Here is a 15,442-nt window from a genome sequence, read left to right as displayed (position 1 = left end):
CCGGTCGTCCGATGGCTCCCCTGCAAGTCTCCCGCCGCGCAGCCCCGCGTTCCGCAGGCGGGCTCGATCGCGATCGCCAGGCCGCGCCGCAGGTGTTCGAGCGCCTGCGCGGCATGATCATCGCGCTGGAACTGCCGCCGGGATCGCCGTTGTCGCGCGCCGCGCTTGCCGGCCAGTTCGGCGTCAGCTCGACGCCGATCCGCGATGCGCTGATGCGGCTTGAAGAAGAAGGGCTTGTCGACGTCTTCCCGCAATATGCAACCGTGGTCAGCCGGGTCGACGTGCGGCTGGCGCAGCAGGCGCATTTCCTGCGGCAGGCAGTCGAACTCGAAATCGTGCGTGGGCTCGCGATCCAGCACGACGGAACGCTCGTCGCCGAGCTTCAAGCGACGATTGCCCTCCAGCAGCAACATGCCAAGGCCGGCGACTTCGAAAAATTCATGGCCGCCGATAACGAGTTCCACAGCCAGCTCTATGCGGCGGCCGACAAGCAGGACATCTGGGCGCTGGTGCGCAGTCGCAGCGGGCATATCGACCGGCTGCGCCGGATGCATCTGCCCTCGCCCGGCAAGGCGCAGGATATCGTGCGGCATCACAGACTGATCGCGAAGGCGATCAATGCCGGGGAACCCGACGAGGCGCAGAAGCACCTGCGCACTCATTTGTCCGGCACGCTCAGCGAACTCGCCCGGATTCGATCGCGCTACCCGGAATATCTCAGCAACTGATCCTTGCGGCCCTGCCGCATGCGCGGGCGAATGACTTCTCGTGCGCAAGGCCTTGTGCTTGTCTGCCCGGCAACATGCGGATAACTGCGTTTTTATCCGGGCTTTTTTGACGCTAACCGGAGCGTTCCTGCCGGCGAAGCAGTTGCGACAACACGAGGATTCGGCAAAACTCGCAACCTTCCGTTGACCTGCTTCCAAACGGGGCCCGGAGAACTTTTTACTTTGGCAAGAATATTGGTCGTGGATGACGATATTGCGGTCCAGATGACCATCCGCCTGTTGCTGGAACGCGCAGGCCATAGCGTGGTCACTGCCGATGACGGTCGAAAGGGCCTGGCATTGTGTCAGACCGGAGATTTCGATCTGCTGTTTCTCGACATTTTTATGCCGGGAATGGACGGATTTGAAACCATGCGGATGGTTCGCCAGCAGCAGCCGCAGCTTCCGATCATCGTCATCTCCGGCCGGCCAGTCTCTTCGGAGGCAGACACCGCCCCGGACTTCCTGACCATGGCGACCAAGCTTGGCGCGGTCTCCAGCCTGCAGAAACCGTTCCGGCCGGCCGACCTCCTGGCAGCCGTCACGGGCTGCCTGGCAGCCGCCGGACGCGGCTCGCCATCGCGCGGCGGTGTTGCTTCCTCCCCGTAATGCGCCATAGCATCCGATTCATCCGGCGGCCCGCCGGGCCGGAGCGGGAGGGCAAGCGAACAGCGACATGACGCTCACAACCAAGCTTGCCATCGCGATGATTGCGTTGGTCGCGATCGCGGTTTCCGCGGTCGGATGGCTGAACTATCGCAACCTGGAACAGGCGCTTCTGCTGCGGGCTCGCGACCGCATCGAGACTCATTCGCGGCAGCTCGCGACCGACCTCGAATATTACGCGGCCAGCGCGACCGGAGATGTCGCGAGCTTTCGTTCCGCAGCGGCGCTGCACGGATTGATCCGCGCCCGCAGATCGGGGGGCATAGATCCAGTCGATGGCGTCACCGAAAAGACCTGGCGCGACCGGCTGGCATCACGCTTCGCGGCCGAACTCGAAGCCAAGCCAACCTATGCGATGCTTCGGATCATCGGCCTTGACGACGATGGCCGTGAGCTTGTCCGCGTCGATCGCGCGGGACCGAACGACACGGTTCGGATCGTGCCCGAAGAGGGCTTGCTGAAGAGAAACAGTCGCGGCTATTTCCACGAAACGATGGGGCTGGGCCCCACGCAAATCTACGTCTCGCCGCTCGATCTGGGTCGACGCAACGGACTGATCGAGGCGGTGCACAGGCCGACGCTGCGCGTCGCGACGCCGATCTTTGGAGACGACGGCAAACCGTTCGGCCTTTTCATGGTCAATGTCGACATGCGGCGGGCGTTCGACCGTATCCGGTCGTCGGTGTTGCCTGGCGAAACCATATACGTCGTCAACAAGCAGGGCGACTATCTCATTCACCCGGATCGGTCGCGCGAGTTCGGCGCGTTGCTCGGCAAGCCGAACGACTGGAAAGCCGACTTCCCGCATCTGGCGTCGCAGGCCGGGGCCACGCAAGGCAGCTCGGATATCGTGCCGGATCAAGCCGCACAGCCGGGCGGAATAGCGCTGGCGCCCGCTATTCTGGCGGGCGTCGAATGGGTTGGCGTCATCGAAACCGCCCCTAACGCGGTCATCATGGCGCCGGCCGCGAGCATCAGAAATACTTCCCTTCTCGTTGGCGGGATCGCCGTGTTGTGCGCGGCGGTGCTGGCCCTGGTGATCGCGAGGTCGCTGACCCGCCCGATCGTGCAGCTGACCGAAGCCGTGCAGGGGGTGACCAGTAGCAAGAAGATCGCCATTCCGGTCGATGCAGGCGGCGAGACCGGTGTGCTCGCGCGCGCATTTGCGTATGCGTTCGAGGAAATCAATGCAAAGACCGCGGCGCTCCAACAAGAGGTACAGGAGCATCGCCGCACCATAGCGGCACGCGACCATCATGCCGAGCGGGAGCGGCTGTTCAGCGCGGCGGTCGAATCCTCCAACGACGCCATCATCACGACGTCGCTCGACGGCACCATCACCGGCTGGAATTCGGCGGCGGAGCGGCTGTTCGGATACAGCGCGACGGAGGCCACGGGCAAGAACATCACGCTGCTGGTACCCGAGGATCGACTGCCGGAGTTGCAGGACGCGCTGCGCCGGATCGGCTGGGGCGAAAGCATCGAACACAGTGAAACGGTACGCCTGCGAAAAGGTGGCGGGCGGATCGAAGTCTCGCTCAGCATCTCTCCGATCAAGGCGCCTTCGGGAGCGACCATCGGCATCTCGAAGGTTGTGCGCGACATCACCGAATCCAACAAGACCAGGCAGGTGCTGCGTCGGCAGACCGAAGAGCTTCGCCGCATCTTCGAGACCTCGCAGGACCTGATCATGGTGCTGGATTCGCGAGGGGCTCTGGTTCAGATCAGTCCGAGCTGTGAGGCCATATTGGGCTATCGGCCGGAGGAAATGATCGGCCGCAGCGGCGAGGACTTCATTCATCCCGACCATCTCGAGACCTCCCGCCAGGAAATGCGCGCGGCACGGCGTGGGCAACGTCCGAAGATCTCCGATACGCGCTGCATTCACAAGAACGGGCGGGAGGTGTGGCTGTCATGGCTCGGAACATGGTCCGAACCGGCCAGGCGCTTCTTCTTCGTCGGCCGCGACATGACCGAGAGCCGGCTGGCGCAGGAGACGTTGCGCGAAAGCGAGCAGCTCGCGCGCGGCATCATCGACACCGCGCTGGACGCCTTCGTCCAGATCGACGAGAAGGGCCGTGTCCGGGACTGGAATGCGCAGGCTGAAAATATCTTCGGCTGGCCGCGCGATGAAGCGCTCGGCAGGAATTTGTTCGATCTGATGGGCCAGCCGGACGGGCAAGGCCCCCTGAAGAAAGCCCTGCAATCCTTCCTGCTTTCCGGCAACGAGGCAGTCCGTCAGCCCCGCCGCGAACTCCAGGTCAGGCGGCGCGACGGAAAGGAAATCACGGTCGAGCTGAGCATCGCCGCGCTGAAGACGCGTGGGGGCTTCTTGTTCAACGGATTCGTCCGCGACCTCACCGACAGGATCGCGGCCGAGGACAGGATCCGGCAGGCCGAGAAGATGGAGGCCATGGGCCAGCTCACCGGCGGCATCGCGCACGACTTCAACAACATTCTGACCGTGATCACGGGAACGATCGAAATTCTGGCCGATGCCGTTAAGGGCGAACCGCAGCTTGCCGCGATCACGCGAATGATCGACGAGGCCGCCTCGCGCGGCGCCGACCTCACCCAGCAGCTGCTCGCATTCGCGCGCAAGCAACCGCTCGAACCAAAGATAACCGACGTCAACACGCTGATCATCGACACCGCGAAACTGCTGCAGCGGACGCTCGGCGAGCATGTCGAGATCGAATCCGTGTTCGAGGATGAGACCTGTCCGGCGATCGTCGATCCCAATCAACTCGCCACCGCGATCCTCAATCTGGCCCTCAACGCCCGCGACGCCATGCCGGACGGAGGCAAGCTGATCATCGAGACCGGCTTCGTCATTCTCGATGATAATTATGCGAGGACGCACAGCGACGTCCGGCCCGGCCGCTACGCCATGATCGCGGTGAGCGATACCGGGGCCGGCATCCCGCCCGCGATGCTCGACAAGGTATTCAATCCGTTCTTCACCTCGAAAGGCCCGGGCAAGGGCACCGGCCTCGGGCTGAGCATGGTCTACGGCTTTATGAAGCAATCGGCCGGGCACATCATGATCTACAGCGAGGAGGGCCATGGCACGACGATCAAGATGTATCTGCCGCCGGCCACGGGCGCCTTGCCGGCGGCCGATCCGGCGCTGGCGCCGGCCGTCGAGGGCGGCCATGAAATAATTCTGGTCGTGGAAGACGACAAGCTGGTGCGCGACTATGTGCTCGCGCAACTGCATTCACTCGGTTACGTCACGCTGGACGCGGCGAACGCAGCCGAAGCCCTCGCGCTCGTCCATACCGGCCATGCGTTCGACCTGCTGTTCACCGACGTGATCATGCCCGGCATGAACGGCCGCCAGCTCGCCGACGAGATGTTGAAGGTCAGGCCCGGATTGAGGGTACTGTTCACCTCGGGCTATACCGAGAATGCCATCATTCATCACGGCCGGCTCGACGAAGGCGTATTGCTGCTCGCCAAGCCCTACCGGAAATCGGATATGGCGATCATGATTCGCAAAGCGCTCGCCGATTGATCGACGCCGCAGCGACCGCACCCGGCCTGTAACAGCCTGCCTGCAATCAAGCCTGCGATCAGACCCGCATAATCAGATCTGGCCCTGACGCTGCGTGGTCATCACGATCCGGACCAGGTCCGCCGCATTCCGCGCGCCGAGCTTCTTCATGATATTGGCGCGGTGATCCTCGATCGTGCGCGGGCTGATTCCGAGATGCCGCCCCGCTTCCTTGTTGGACGCGCCGGCGGTGAACTGTTCCAGCACCTCGCGCTCGCGCCGCGTGAGCGGTTCGCGTCCCGGAAAATGCAGTGTCGCGATTCGAGATGCCGAATTCTCCGCCTGCCGGCGGGCGTAGGCCTCGATCGCCTCGTCGAGTCTCGCGACGATTTCACTGCCGCGAAACGGCTTTTCGATGAAGTCCAGCGCGCCGTTCTTGATGGCGCTGACCGCCATGGCGATATCGCCCTGCCCCGAGATCATGAAGATCGGCGCAGGATAATCCTCGCCATGCAGCTCTCTCAGAATATCGAGGCCGGACTTACCGGGGATATGCACATCGAGCAGGATGCAGGAAGGCGTCCGCGTTCGTGCAATCGCCAGCAGCGCGGCGCCGTCGGCGAAGCAGATGACCTGATAGCCGCCTGCCGTCAGGACCATCGACAGCGTGTCGCGAACGGCGGGGTCGTCATCGACTACAAAGATCTCCCCACGGGAGGGGGCTTTTTCAGCCATGTTCCATCGTCCATGCGTGGTTGGATGTGACTCACACTCGGATAACGGTATCGAACTCCATACCGGACCGTATTTGTACGGGACCGCAGCTGAACGCACAAGTAGCAACGCACACCTAAAAAAGTAACTAAGGAGTGCACTCATGCAGAATGCAGCAGGCGCCGGCGTCGCACAGGTCGCACAGGCGCCCCACGACCAGAATGACGCCTACCGTGCCGTGGTTTCCGGCCTCGTCAGCCTGGTCGAGCACGTCCAGAACAGCCTGCGGCTGATCGAACAGACGATCGCCAGGGAAACTTCGGCCGAAACTTTGACGGAAACTTCGGCGGAAACATCGCCCCGCAGCCCCGAGAGTTCCACCGACATCATCGTGCTCGACGACGTGTCTCCCCGCTGCATGAAGGCTGTCGCCGCATTGCAGGCTTGCGACGTCAATCTTGGCATTGCCCTGCGCTCCCTGCGGGAGTCCGGCGATAGCGGTCCATGCGCCTCAAGCCCGCCGGTACTCTCGGTCATCGGGGCGTAAGCCCGACACGGCACCGCCCTGCCAGAGCGCACGATGTCTCTCCACCGCAAACTTTCATCCGGATTTTCTCGCGCCGTTAACTACCTGCTGCGATCGCGGGCTGGCGTCCGTCGTGCCACGGGCGCGCCGTCGGACCAGGACATCGCCACGACGATGGAGAAGCTCGACGCGGCGCTCAACAATATGAGCCACGGCCTTTGCAAGTTCCGGCCGGACAATCGCCTGCTGCTGTGGAACGATCGCTACGTAAAAATGTACAGGCTGGCGCCCGACCGCCTGCACGTCGGGTCTTGCCGCCCCGCGTGAGAAAGCCGTCGACACCTGTTGAACTGGGCGAACCGTCTGCGCTGCGCCGGAGCATTTGGCCCCGCCGGCGCTACCGGCTCAGTTCATCATTTCTTCTTTTGACGAGGCGCCCGGCCGCTTCTTGGCGTGCTTGCCTCTCAGGAAGCGGATGTCCATTTCCGTGCCGTTGACGCGAACCAGTTCGCACCGGCGATAGGCGAGACCGGTCGACGACAGCAGCAGGAAGAACTCCTTGAGATTGAGGCCCTGAATGGAGCCTTCCACGGTCAACTCGGCGTCGGTGTCCGAGATCGCGTTAAGCTGGCAGTCCCTGCGCCAGGTGCCGTCGATCGCCATGATGCAGACGTCATAGCCCCGGCTGAACGTGACTCGATCCAAGCTCTTGCCGTCCTCTGTCATCGCTCACCGTCCCGCCATCGCCGCAATTTTTGGCATCGACGTTGCGGCCTGCGCGGACCCGGCACGCGCGCCGCTCGGCCGATAGAGACCGCGCTTGTCCGGGAACGGCTTGAAGACATCAGTCAGGCCGACGACCGTTTCCGCCGCGCCCAGCACCAGGAAGCCATCGCCTTCCATCGCCTTGGCGAGGCGGCCGAAGATATTGATCTTGGTGTCCTGATCGAAATAGATCAGGACGTTGCGGCAGAAGATGACGTCAAAGGTGCCAAGCTGGGAGAAATCATGCAGCAGGTTCAGTTGCCGGTGCTGAACCATGGCCCGCAGCTCCGGGCTGATCTGCCAGAGCTCGCCGTTCTGCTTGAAATATTTGACGAGCAATTGAATCGGAAGGCCACGCTGGACCTCGAACTGGCTATAGATGCCCGATTTCGATTTCTCGAGCACTTCGGTGGACAGGTCGGTCGCGATGATTTCGACGCGCCATCCGGCCAGCGCCGCGCCCATTTCCTTCAGCGACATGGCAAGCGAATACGGCTCCTGGCCGGTCGAGCCGGCGGCGCACCAGATCCTGATGCTCTTGCGGTTGGCGCGCGCCTTCAACATCTCCGGCATGATCGTATCGCGAAAGTGTTCGAACGGCACCTTGTCGCGGAAGAAGAAGGTTTCGTTGGTGGTCATGGCTTCGACCACCTGGGCGATGATCGTCGACGATCCGCCCTTCATTTTCTGCACGAGTTCGCCGATGCCCGGCACACCGCATTTGCGCGACAGCGGAAGCAGGCGGCTTTCGATCAGATATTGCTTGTCTGCGGACAGGTCGAGACCGGAATGATCCTTCAGGAGCTTACGCAGATACTCATAGTCTGGCGGGGTCACGGTGGCCTCTCAAGGGCAAGCGGATAAGATTTAGACCGAGCTCTGTTCGTTAAGCGCGACCAGACCGACTTCCTGGAATTTTGCCGTAACGATGTCCTTGTCGAACGGCTTCATGATGTATTCGTTGGCGCCGGCATGCAGCGCACGCGAGATATGATCCATGCCGTTCTCGGTGGTGCAGAACACCACCTTGGGCGCGTCGCCGCCGGGCAGGCGGCGCAGATTGCCGAGGAATTCGTAGCCGTCCATGACCGGCATGTTCCAGTCGAGCAGAACCGCGTCAGGCATGGCCTCCTTGCAGAACGCAAGCGCCTGCTCGCCGTCCTCGGCCTCGGTGATCTGGAAGTCCATATCTTCCAGGATGCGGCGCGCGATCTTTCGCACGACGCTGGAGTCATCGACCACAAGACAGGTTTTCATTTCAGGCCTCCTTGTTTGACGCGCGGTGTTACGCTGCGAGGGTTGTTTTTGGCACGATTTCCAGAACGCGATCGATGTCGAGGACGACCATGAGCTGGCCGTCGAGACGGTGAACACCGCCGGCGAGCTTGGCCATGCGGGGGTCGAGGTTGACGGGGTTTTCCTCGCGGCCGTTATCGTGGAGTTTCAAGACTTCGCCGATCTGGTCGATCAAGAGGCCGTAGGATTCGCCGCGCAGGTCGACGCCGACCGCCATCGGCGGCTTGCCGTCGTCGTTCTTGGGTACGCCTAAGCGAGCGCGCATGTCGACCACGGTGACGATGCGGCCGCGCAGGTTGAGCACGCCGGCGATCTCGGCCGACGACAGGGGAACGCGCGTCAGCCGTTCCGGCATGAACACGTCCTGCACCCGCGAGATCGGCAGGCCGAACAATTGCCCGCCGATCACGGCGGTGACGTATTCGGCTACGGTGCCCTCGATGGTCTCGGTCTTGGTTGTCATCACTGTTTACCCCTAGGCCGCGCGACTGGTCTCGGCGGTCTGTTCCTTCAGCGCCGCGATCAGGCCGGGACGGTCGAACTTGGCGACGTAATCGTGGAAGCCGGCCTGCCGCCCGCGCTCGATCGCCGCCGGCGACACCAGCGAGGACAACGCGATGATCGGCATCGTGCTCAGATTGTGGTCGGCGCGGATCACTTCGGCGAACTCGAAGCCGTTCATGTCCGGCATTTCGATGTCGGTCAGCACCACGTCGTAGGTGTGGCCCGAGCGCAGCGCGGAAAGCCCCTCCTGCGCGTTGACGGCGACCCGCACCTTGTAGCCGGCGGCCTTCAGCACCGGGGCCAGCATGTTGCGGAAGAACGCGGAGTCGTCGACCAGCAGCACCGATCGCGCCGTCGATGACTCCCGCATCTCCTTGCGCGAGAACCAGTCGGCAAACGCCATCGGCAGGAAGTGGCCGACGTCGATCACCTCGGTGGCCTGGCCCTTAATCACGGCCGAACCCAGAATGCCGTCCTGCTGGCCGGCGACCTCGATGTGCAGCCGCTCCTCGACGATGTCGATGATCTCGTCGACCACGAGCCCCATCGAGCGGCCATCGTCGGCGAACACCAGGATCGGCTGCGAGCCCTGGGTCTGGACGGTGACCCCGACCATCTGCACCAGCGGCATCAGCTGGTCGCGGTATTGCACCATGTGGCGGCCGTTGGAGAGTTCGATCTTGTCGGTGGCGATCTCCTCCAGCCGGGTGACGAGCCCGAGCGGCACCGCCTTGGGCTGGCTCGAGCCGGCGCGGAACACCAGCAGCGAGGTCAGCTGTTCGCCGCCAATCGCATGCGCGGCCGAGGCCTCGTCGGCCAGCTCATGGGCCGAGGAGCCGGAGGCGCCGAGCGCTTTCGCAATGCCGTTGGGGTCGATGATCATGATCACGGCGCCATCGCCCAGGATGGTGTTGCCGGAGAACATGTCGATGTGCCGCAGTTTTGTGGACATCGGCTTGACCACGATTTCTTCGGTGTGGAACACGCCGTCGACCACGATGCCAAAGGTCTGGCTGCCGACCTGCGTCACCACGATGAAACCGTTCTCGGGATCGGACGACGAGCCGTCGTCGATCTTCAAGAGCTTCTTCAGGTGCATCAGCGGCAACAGCTTGTTGCGCAACCTGAGGACCGCGGTGTCCTTGATGCGCTCGATGCGGTGTTCGGAGTTGGCGCGCGCCCGCACCAGCTCGACCACGGACAATTGCGGGATCGCAAAGCGGTCGCCGGCGGCTTCCACGATCAGGGCCGAGACGATGGCCAGCGTCAGCGGGATCTTGATGGTGACACTTGAGCCCTCGCCGGCCACGCTCTTGATGTCGATGGTGCCGCCGATCTGGTCGATATTGGTGCGCACCACGTCCATGCCGACGCCGCGGCCGGAGACCGAGGTGACGGCGGCGGCCGTTGAGAAGCCCGGCGCAAAGATGAACTTGTGGATCTGGGCTTCGGTCATCTTCTCCAGCTCGGCCTCGCTGACGAGACCGTTCTGCAGCGCCTTGGCCTTGATCCGCTCGGTGTTGAGCCCACGACCATTATCGGCGATGCAGATGATGATGTGGCCGCCCTCGTGATAGGCGGACAGCCGGATGGTGCCCTGCTCGCCCTTGCCGTTGGCGACGCGCTCGGCCGGGGTCTCCAGGCCGTGGTCGGCGGAGTTGCGCACCATGTGCGTCAACGGATCCTTGATCAGGTCGAGCACCTGGCGATCGAGTTCGGTATCGGCGCCGTGCATCTCGAGTTCGATCTGCTTGCCGAGTTCGCCGGAGAGGTCGCGGACGATGCGCGGCAGCTTCTGCCAGGCATTGCCGATCGGCTGCATCCGCGTCTTCATGACGCCTTCCTGCAGCTCGGCGGTGACGTTCGACAAACGCTGCAGCGGCACCTTGAACTCGGTGTCCTCGTTGCGGCGGGAGATTTCCAAAAGCTGGTTGCGGGTCAACACCAGCTCGGAGACCATGGTCATCAGATGTTCGAGCGTGTCGACGTTGACGCGGATCGACTGGTTGGCGATTTTGTCGGCTTCCTGGACGTCGGTGTCGGCGACAGCGGCGCGCCTGGCCGGCTTTGCCTTCGCGGCTTCCTTGGAAACTTCCTTGGCTTCCGGCGCGGCCGGCTTGGCGGCGGCGGGCGCCGGTGCGGCCGGCTTGGCGACGGGGGCCGGCGCGGGTTTGGGCGCGGGCGCGGCTTCGATCTCGGTCTCGCGGAAGGCGCGTTCGAGGTCGTCGAGCGAGACCTCGCCGGGACGCAAGGGGCGCTCCAGCACCTGGTCCACCAGCGTGCCCGCAGTCATCGCGGGCTGCACCGGCGGTGCGGCGACCACGGGGACAGGTGCGGGTTGAGCGGGCGCTTCGGCCGCCGCATGTTTGGCGCCTTCGGCCATCGCATGCAGCTTCTCGATCAGGTCTTCGTCGGTGCCTTCGGGTTCGGTCTCGGTGGCCTCGAGGCCGGCGAGGATTTCCTTGATGCGGTCGATCGAGGACAGGATCAGCGTCACGGCTTCGGCCTTGACCGGCATGCCGTCGCGGAATTTGCCCATCAGCGTCTCGCCGGCATGGGCCAGCGCTTCCAGCCGCGGCAGCCCCAGGAAGCCGCAGGTGCCCTTGATGGTGTGGACCAGCCGGAAGATGTTATCCAGGATCTTCGCGTCGCTCGGGTCCTGCTCGAACCGCACCAACTGATTATCGACCGTATCCAGGCTCTCGCTGGTCTCCGTCAGGAACTCCCGCAACAGGTCGTCCATATGAGCATGCCTTCCAAGAAATCAAATATCGGCCTTCTGCAAACTAACCCTTCGGATTTCACGGCTACGTTAATTTTGCTGTCCGTGCTAATACGGACATGGTGAACGAAATATCGTCATGGGCCGTTCGCGGCGGCACGGTCGACGACACTTGCGCGACCGACGACGATGAAGCCGTAGCCTTGTAGCCTGACGTCGCCATCCCGCTTAGCGCAGGAGCTGCAGCACGCTCTGCTGCGACTGGTTGGCCAGCGCCAGCGCGGACACCGCGATCGACTGGCGGGTCGACAGCGCCTGGCTGTTCGCCGCTTCCTCGTTGGTGTCGGCCAGCGTCAGGTTCGACGAGCCGGTCTGCAGCACGTTGATCAGGTTCTTCGAGAAGTCCTGACGGATCTGCACGATCGACAGGTTCGAACCGAGGGCAGAAGCCTGGGAGCGCAGCAGGGTCGAGGCGCTGCTCAGGTTGGCAATAACCTCGTTGGTAGCGGAGTTGTCGAAGAAGTCAGTCGACTGCAGCGAGAGGAGGTTCTGGCGAACCGAAGCAATGTCATTTATGGTAAACAGAGTTCTACGATGCAGGCTCTCCTCCCCGTCGCGGCGACGACGCCGGCGGATGCCGCGCAAGGCGGGAGATTGCGAAAGGCCTCCGATAGCCGCGCATCGAGCCGTCGAACGAGCGCTCGCCGGCCGACAGCGAAAGATCGGCGACGAGCCGCTAGTTCGACTGGACGACGCCGCTGAAGCGGGACCGGGCTTCGGCAAGACATTCGTTAACGAGCGCCAGCAGCGCCCCCGGCGTGAACGGCTTGCGCAGGCAGCGCGCGGCGCCGAGTTCGAGCGCCATGCGCAAAAAGTCCGGCGCCGGCGAGTCGAGGTTGGCAAAGGCGTATCCCGACATCGCAATCAGGGGGATCGTCGGCGCGCGCTCGTGGAATATCCTGATCGATTCGAAGCCGCGCATGTGCGGCATGAAGATGTCGACGAGCATCAGGTCAAAGCCGGCGTCTTCCAGCGCACGAAGCCCGGCGTCGCCGCCATCGGCTATCGTCACGTCAAAGCCGTGACGCTCGAGATAGATCTCGATCGCCGCGCAGACCATGGGATCGTCATCGACCACCAAGATGCGCCGCATGAGCCACCTCCCTCGCCGCGTCGGACGCTCAATGCGCCTTTTCAGCCATCCCTGCCAAAAGGGACAACCGTCCACCCAATCGCGAGGGCAGTTTTGCCTTGCGAATCAGTGCACCATCGCGCCGCAAATCGCCCGGTCTGTCTGCCCTCTACAGTATATAAGGCCGGTTCCATAACCGTGCCGTCGGGCCGACAAGACACGTTCGATCGCCTTCGATGAAAGCGGCATTGTGCCCTCTCGATTGTCGCGGCTTCTCTGGCGTTCGCGCCGCCCTGCCCGCATCTCGAAACCGCCTCGGCGGTACTTGACGACGGGTCGGCGCTGACCAATGCGACCATTGTCGCGCCGGCACGGCCGCCGTCGTCGTCGCGGATCGGGCCGCAGCCAGCGGAGCGAAAACACCTGGCACGGCATGCAGCCCCGGCTGATGAAATGCCTGGCGATCTGCTGCGCGCAAATGCGTCTCACCCGGTCGAGCCCCGCTCGTCGCGCCTGTTGTTGCCCGCGCGGAATTTGCGCGACGGCAAGGCACTGCCGCCGATCCAGGAAGTCCTCGCACGGATAATCGGCGTGCACGGACCGCGGCCTCGATCGCGGCGGGGACCGCCGGGCGCTCACCTCTTTATCCTTATAATCCGGCTTTATAATACGGCCCGACCGCGGCGCCGACGGCGTGCGGCTATTTGCCAATTTTTCTTGCCAATAAAATATGCAAGGATCATGCTGCATTTCCGATTGTACGCATGAGACGTCAGAGACCGGCTTGGCCCGTAAGGCAGGAGACTGCTTTGGATTCAGCCCCTCGTTCTCAGAATGGATTTTTGTCCTCGCTGACCGCGGACGATTTCGAATTGCTTCGTCCGCATCTGCGCGCCGCCGATCTCAGCCAGGACATGGTGCTGGTCGAAGTCGACGAAACGCTCAAGCGTGCATACCTCCCGCACAAGGGCGTCATCTCGCTGGTCGTCAAGCTCGCACGGGGCGAGCATGTCCAGATCGCGATGATCGGCCGCGACAGCATCTTCGGTGCATTCTCCGCGCTCGGCGACCCCGTCGCACTGAATACCGCCGAGGTGCTGGTGCCCGGCGCCGCCTCGACGATCGATCTCGACCAGCTTCGTCTTGCGGCAGACCAGAGCGCCACGTTGCGTACCGCGCTGACGCGGCATGGCCTCGCCGTCTATGCGCAAATCCAGCAGACCGCCGGCTGCAACGCCTCGCACACGGTGGAATCCCGGCTGGCGCGATGCCTGTTGCATACGCGTGACCTCTCCGGCAGCGACAAGCTCGTCCTGACCCAGGAAGCGATGGCCCAGATGATCGGCGCGCGCCGCAACAGCGTTTCGCTGGTGGCCAACACGCTGCAGCAGGCAAACTTCATCCACTACAGCCGCGGACATATCGAAATCACCAACGTGGACGGCCTGATCAAGACTTCCTGCGAGTGCTACGCGACGGTCAAGTCGCAGTACACGAGGCTGCTGCATCCGCGCATCCACTGCGCGGCCGCATGACCGCTTCCCGAGATCGACGGCGGCGCAGCCCGATCTGTGATACGCATCTCGCCGTCGTTGCGCGCGAGGATTGCGCAATCCCCCGATATCTTACCGTATTGTTACGGCCGATCGCCGCCTCTGCGGCGTTTCGACCCCGGCGCCGAGTTAACGCGCTGTTCAATGAGCCCTGATACTTGTCACGGTGCTGACGGGTGCGGGTTCGGGAAAGACAATCGATCCTCTTTTCGCGTTCAACGCGCATTCACCTGTGTTCGGCGGCTTGCTGTTTGCGCGGAGTTAAGGAACATGGCTTTTGACTTGTCGATGCCGATCCTGGTGGTCGATGACTACAGCACCATGATCCGCATCATCCGCAACCTTCTGAAGCAGCTGGGATTCGAGAATGTCGACGAGGCCAGCGACGGATCGACCGCGCTCGCCAAGATGCAGACCAAGCGGTACGGCCTCGTGATCTCCGACTGGAACATGGAGCCGATGACCGGCTACGACCTGCTCAAGGAAGTCCGCGCCAGCCCGGAATTCTCCAAGACGCCCTTCATCATGATTACGGCTGAATCCAAGACCGAAAACGTCATTGCCGCGAAGAAGGCCGGCGTCAACAATTACATCGTCAAGCCCTTCAATGCCGCGACGCTGAAGACCAAGATGGAAGCGGTGTTTCCCGGTTCAGCCGACTGACATCCGCCGGGAGCGTATCGCTGCCTCCAGGGCCACGCCGCACGTCCGTCGCCGATGCCGATGCAACGACCTGCAAGCGGCGCACCTCACAAGATTATCTTTTCGAGAGCCGGTTCGCTCCGCGCCGCCGACGCGGGCTAGCCGTACTTCTACGGTTTGAGATTTTCACCTCCGGATAACGTTGACTGAGGATAGTGCAGGGACCAACGGAGTGCCCTCATGTTCACGTTTGAAACGAGCGATCAGAAGGAAGTGCGGCGTTTCCGTATCGCCCAGTTCAATGGCAGGACCGCAACCGTGCGCTCGGCCGGATCGGCGGTCACAGGCCACGTTCGATCGATCGTGGAAAGCAAGTCGAGCGTTCCGGCGGCGTGGACCATCACGATCATCCCGGAAGAGCCCAGGCCTACCCTCGCATTGCGGCCCGCGCCGCGCGCTCGCTCCTATATGGAAGACCTCTGCTGAACGGCAGAACGCGCGATCTAGAGCGGGATGACTTTTCTTCGAATCGTCATCCCGTTCTATCTCTTTGATTTGAGCATGATCTCCGGGCAAACGCTCCGCGTTTGTCCCGAGGGAAAACCAGAGGCCACTTTTCCGGATCATGCTCTAGCAAGCCTGCCCGCTTCCGGCACATC

The 15,442-nt window shown here is 62.9% G+C and carries 15 protein-coding genes and 1 pseudogene; 8 read left to right on the top strand and 8 right to left on the bottom strand.

Translation table 11 applies throughout. From position 1 onward, the window contains the following. The first annotated feature begins 11 nt into the window (after positions 1–11). The 3 genes from V1294_RS04915 to V1294_RS04905 all read left to right on the top strand — a co-directional run bounded on the left by V1294_RS04915 (position 12) and on the right by V1294_RS04905 (position 4,950). The gene (locus tag V1294_RS04915) at positions 12–728 is read left to right on the top strand and encodes a GntR family transcriptional regulator (protein WP_334495505.1); all 717 of its coding nucleotides are present in this window, start codon (positions 12–14) and stop codon (positions 726–728) included. A gap of 222 nt (positions 729–950) precedes the next feature. After that, entirely contained in the window at positions 951–1,376 is a 426-nt protein-coding gene (locus V1294_RS04910; RefSeq protein ID WP_334495503.1) for a response regulator, read from the top strand. Positions 1,377–1,443: 67 nt separating this feature from the next. After that, complete coding sequence (locus tag V1294_RS04905; protein ID WP_334495501.1) at positions 1,444–4,950, top strand: PAS domain S-box protein; 3,507 nt, start codon at positions 1,444–1,446, stop codon at positions 4,948–4,950. Between the two features lie 72 nt (positions 4,951–5,022). Here the strand turns inward: V1294_RS04905 and V1294_RS04900 are convergent, their stop codons facing one another. After that, positions 5,023–5,664, bottom strand: coding sequence for a response regulator transcription factor (locus tag V1294_RS04900; RefSeq protein WP_108522288.1), 642 nt, complete (start codon positions 5,662–5,664; stop codon positions 5,023–5,025). A 142-nt stretch (positions 5,665–5,806) separates the two neighbouring features. Here V1294_RS04900 and V1294_RS04895 point away from each other — a divergent pair, with 142 nt between their 5' ends. Then, positions 5,807–6,190, top strand: coding sequence for a hypothetical protein (locus V1294_RS04895; RefSeq protein ID WP_334495499.1), 384 nt, complete (start codon positions 5,807–5,809; stop codon positions 6,188–6,190). A gap of 33 nt (positions 6,191–6,223) precedes the next feature. Continuing rightward, entirely contained in the window at positions 6,224–6,496 is a 273-nt protein-coding gene (locus V1294_RS04890; RefSeq protein WP_334495497.1) for a PAS-domain containing protein, read from the top strand. A 78-nt stretch (positions 6,497–6,574) separates the two neighbouring features. Here the strand turns inward: V1294_RS04890 and V1294_RS04885 are convergent, their stop codons facing one another. The 7 genes and pseudogenes from V1294_RS04885 to V1294_RS04855 all read right to left on the bottom strand — a co-directional run bounded on the left by V1294_RS04885 (position 6,575) and on the right by V1294_RS04855 (position 12,609). Then, positions 6,575–6,895: a pilus assembly protein PilZ gene (locus V1294_RS04885; protein WP_108522291.1), complete on the bottom strand. Its 321-nt coding sequence runs from the start codon at positions 6,893–6,895 to the stop codon at positions 6,575–6,577. A gap of 3 nt (positions 6,896–6,898) precedes the next feature. Beyond that, on the bottom strand, positions 6,899–7,771 hold the full coding sequence (locus tag V1294_RS04880; protein ID WP_334495494.1) for a CheR family methyltransferase: 873 nt from the start codon (positions 7,769–7,771) through the stop codon (positions 6,899–6,901). Between the two features lie 30 nt (positions 7,772–7,801). Further along, positions 7,802–8,191, bottom strand: a complete 390-nt coding sequence (locus V1294_RS04875; protein ID WP_334495492.1) for a response regulator — start codon at positions 8,189–8,191, stop codon at positions 7,802–7,804. Positions 8,192–8,219: 28 nt separating this feature from the next. Further along, positions 8,220–8,693, bottom strand: coding sequence for a chemotaxis protein CheW (locus V1294_RS04870; protein WP_334495490.1), 474 nt, complete (start codon positions 8,691–8,693; stop codon positions 8,220–8,222). Between the two features lie 12 nt (positions 8,694–8,705). Beyond that, positions 8,706–11,477: a hybrid sensor histidine kinase/response regulator gene (locus V1294_RS04865; protein WP_334495488.1), complete on the bottom strand. Its 2,772-nt coding sequence runs from the start codon at positions 11,475–11,477 to the stop codon at positions 8,706–8,708. A gap of 207 nt (positions 11,478–11,684) precedes the next feature. Continuing rightward, a pseudogene (locus V1294_RS04860) lies at positions 11,685–11,984 on the bottom strand (flagellin); the annotation flags it as partial. Between the two features lie 208 nt (positions 11,985–12,192). Further along, positions 12,193–12,609 carry a response regulator gene (locus V1294_RS04855; RefSeq protein ID WP_334488247.1) on the bottom strand — a complete coding sequence of 139 codons (417 nt, stop codon included), beginning with the start codon at positions 12,607–12,609 and terminating at the stop codon, positions 12,193–12,195. 743 nt (positions 12,610–13,352) lie between these two features. On the opposite strand from V1294_RS04855, the gene V1294_RS04850 reads away from it, so the two are divergent. From V1294_RS04850 to V1294_RS04840, 3 genes are all read left to right on the top strand, one after another. Continuing rightward, entirely contained in the window at positions 13,353–14,123 is a 771-nt protein-coding gene (locus V1294_RS04850; protein WP_334495485.1) for a Crp/Fnr family transcriptional regulator, read from the top strand. Between the two features lie 288 nt (positions 14,124–14,411). Continuing rightward, the gene (locus V1294_RS04845; protein WP_334488242.1) at positions 14,412–14,804 is read left to right on the top strand and encodes a response regulator; all 393 of its coding nucleotides are present in this window, start codon (positions 14,412–14,414) and stop codon (positions 14,802–14,804) included. Between the two features lie 219 nt (positions 14,805–15,023). After that, complete coding sequence (locus tag V1294_RS04840) at positions 15,024–15,269, top strand: hypothetical protein (RefSeq protein ID WP_334495483.1); 246 nt, start codon at positions 15,024–15,026, stop codon at positions 15,267–15,269. The last annotated feature ends 173 nt before the right edge of the window (positions 15,270–15,442 follow it).

The organism is Bradyrhizobium sp. AZCC 1678 (assembly GCF_036924765.1).
Classification (GTDB): Bacteria; Pseudomonadota; Alphaproteobacteria; order Rhizobiales; family Xanthobacteraceae; genus Bradyrhizobium; species Bradyrhizobium algeriense.
This window is presented reverse-complemented; position numbering and strand designations above follow the sequence as displayed.